Origin of the sequence: Collinsella sp. AM13-34, assembly GCF_003473055.1 — a bacterium.
Classification (GTDB): domain Bacteria; phylum Actinomycetota; class Coriobacteriia; order Coriobacteriales; family Coriobacteriaceae; genus Collinsella.
Genome location: NZ_QRLE01000005.1, coordinates 1 through 2,564, shown reverse-complemented (window position 1 = coordinate 2,564; position 2,564 = coordinate 1). Strand labels below are relative to the sequence as shown.

Below are 2,564 nucleotides of genomic sequence, written 5' to 3'. Positions count from 1 at the left end.
TCTCTGGTGGGCCCTCCGGGATTCGAACCCAGAACCCAGGGATTATGAGTCCATCTTTAAAACCGAATTCAAGTGCAGAAACGCAAATCGAAGTGTGGATAGCAGCGGATAACATTAACCAATGTACTTGCTTTTTACTCGAAACAGCAAATTGATACTTTTTTACAAACTGCTTCTTTGGTATCCCAGTAAAGCCGATGAAATTCAAAGTCAACAGGTTTTCCTATGCTTGCACTGTGGTTACGCGTCAGATATAGGCGCTGAGGGTCGAGCCCGTGGGTGCCCATTACAGTCTGAAGTGGGCCACCGATAAATTTCGATGGCGAGCATTCGGCGCATTGCCTACGATACGGGCAAGCCCCGAGGGGCCGCCGATCGGGCGCCTCCGGATGGCCGTCTGCCCCTGCCCCGTAGAGGGCCCGGGGGGTGTTGCCACCGGGGGCGCTCGCCGCTCCGGACGACTGATAGGAAACTGCCGGGTGCAAGCGCCACGGCCAGGTAATGTGGGTGTCGCAGGGAGGGGTTCCGATCGGCCTACCGATTGGAGGATAACACCGTGGCACCACCTAGAATGCCGGAAGCCGTCATCGGGCTCGATGTCGGGAAATTGTCCCATTGGGCATGCGTCGCGACCCGGGACGGCGAGATACTGCTGAGCGCCCCCGTCGCGAACAGGGAGGGCGATCTGGACTCGCTGTTCGGCCGCTTCCCCGACGCGCTCGTGGTTGTCGACCAGTCGCGCAACATAGGCGCCCTCGCGCTCGCCCGCGCCAGGGCGGCCGGGATGTCGGCGGCGTACCTGCCGGGACTCGCGGCGCACGGGGCCGCCAGGCTCTTCGCCGGCGACGCCAAGACCGACGAGCGGGACGCAATGGTCATCGCGAAGACGGCGCTGGGCATCCCCGACGCACTCCTGCCGGTCAGGGATCCGGGCCCGACGGTCGCGGCGGCGAGGGCGCTGGCCGCCCAGAGAAACTTCCTGAACTGCGAAAACACCAGGAGCAAGAATCGGCTGCGCAGCATCCTGCTGGAATCGTGCCCCGCCTTCGAGGCGTTGGTCGACCAGTCCGACGGTCCCCAGCTGAGGCTCATGGCATCCCTCGGCGGGGCCTGGTCGGTGGCCGACGCCGGGCCCCGCAGGGCGGCGGCGCTCACGCGCGGGGCGGCGCGCGGCAAGATCGAGGCCCTCGTCCGCTCGACGGCCTCCTCGACAAGGCCGGACGCGGCGGCCATCGCCGCCGAGGACCGGGCGGTGAGGCTGCTCGCGCGCAGGATCTCCGAGAACTCGGCGGAGATCGATGTGATCACGGCGGAGATATCCGCCCTCCTCGAGGGCGACGATACCTACCGATGCCTCCTGACGGTGCCGGGGATCGGCCCCAAAACCGCTTCCGAGCTCGCGATCTCCATAGATATCGAAGACTTCCCAAGCCATGACAGGCTCGCGTCGTACTGCGGCCTGGCGCCGCGCAACCGCCAGTCGGGAACCTCGATCTCCTCGGTGACGGCATCGCGCCAAGGCAACAAGAGGCTGAAGAACCTGCTCATATTCTCGTGCAACTGCCTTACCCGGACAGAGGGAAGATGGGGCGATTACTACGCTAGGTGCCGAGAGCGGGGCATGCCGCACGGCAAGGCGCTCAAGGCGCTGGCACGAAAGAGGCTGAAGGTCATCTACGCGATCATGCGGGACAGGGTGCCCTACGCCGCCTAGTCGAAGCGCTCCGAACAGATTGGAGCCCATCGGCCGAAAGGCCTGGCGTTAGCATGTCGCGATTCAATCTCGAAAACAGCATTGCCCAGTTGACAAAACTATAGGAACACCCCCCAACCACCCACCACTGTGACAGGGCTATGTATGGCGAGGTTGGCTGCAACCAGATTTTTTTTCGGTCAAGCCGAAGCTCACACGGTGGCATATGAGTTTGAGCGTCGCGACATCAGCTTTGAATTCCAATATCCCGGTGAGGATGCCGTTCACACGCCTGGCAGCAGGTACTAATTGGCCCGTGGTCTGACTTCGGTGTCCAATGTTCCTCGATGAGCCTCGGCCCATACTCATAATCCCTGGGTTCTGGGTTCGAATCCCGGAGGGCCCACCATCATCTACCAGCGGTTTCCCTGATATTCAGTCAATCAGGGGAACCGCTTTTCTATTGGCTTTACCTTCTAGAATCCTCTGGTTTCTTCTGGCTATCCACCGCTATCCACCACTGATTAGGGTTGATTTCCGATCTCAGCCGAACACATTGAGCAAATAGGCCATTCCCGCAGTTAGCCGAACGCCCCCGCGGCCCCTCCCGGTGTCCCGGGGCGGCATTTTCCCAGTTGAAGGAACGGTGGAGATGTGTTTCGATGGGTCCGGTGGCCATGCTCCGCCCGCCGCCCGGCGCCTCTTCCCAGACTCAGCCGGACGGTCGGTCCGTCTATTCCGTTTTTCCTTCTAGGCTAGGACAGCGGGGCATCGCCCCTTTCCGCGCGCGCCCGCTCGATGAGCCCCGGCGTCAGGTCGAGCTCCTCGATGGGCACGTCCTCCACGCCGTACGCCTCGAGCAGCGCCGCCG

General features: G+C 62.4%; 2 protein-coding genes. One reads left to right on the top strand and one right to left on the bottom strand.

The features are described 5' to 3' along the window. Positions 1-214: hypothetical protein (locus DW151_RS10715; protein ID WP_233543301.1), on the bottom strand; the 214-nt coding region annotated here is incomplete at its 3' end. Positions 215-556: 342 nt separating this feature from the next. Between DW151_RS10715 and DW151_RS02665 the strand changes: the two genes are divergently transcribed. After that, entirely contained in the window at positions 557-1,714 is a 1,158-nt protein-coding gene (locus DW151_RS02665) for an IS110 family transposase (protein ID WP_233543299.1), read from the top strand. Positions 1,715-2,564: the final 850 nt, after the last annotated feature.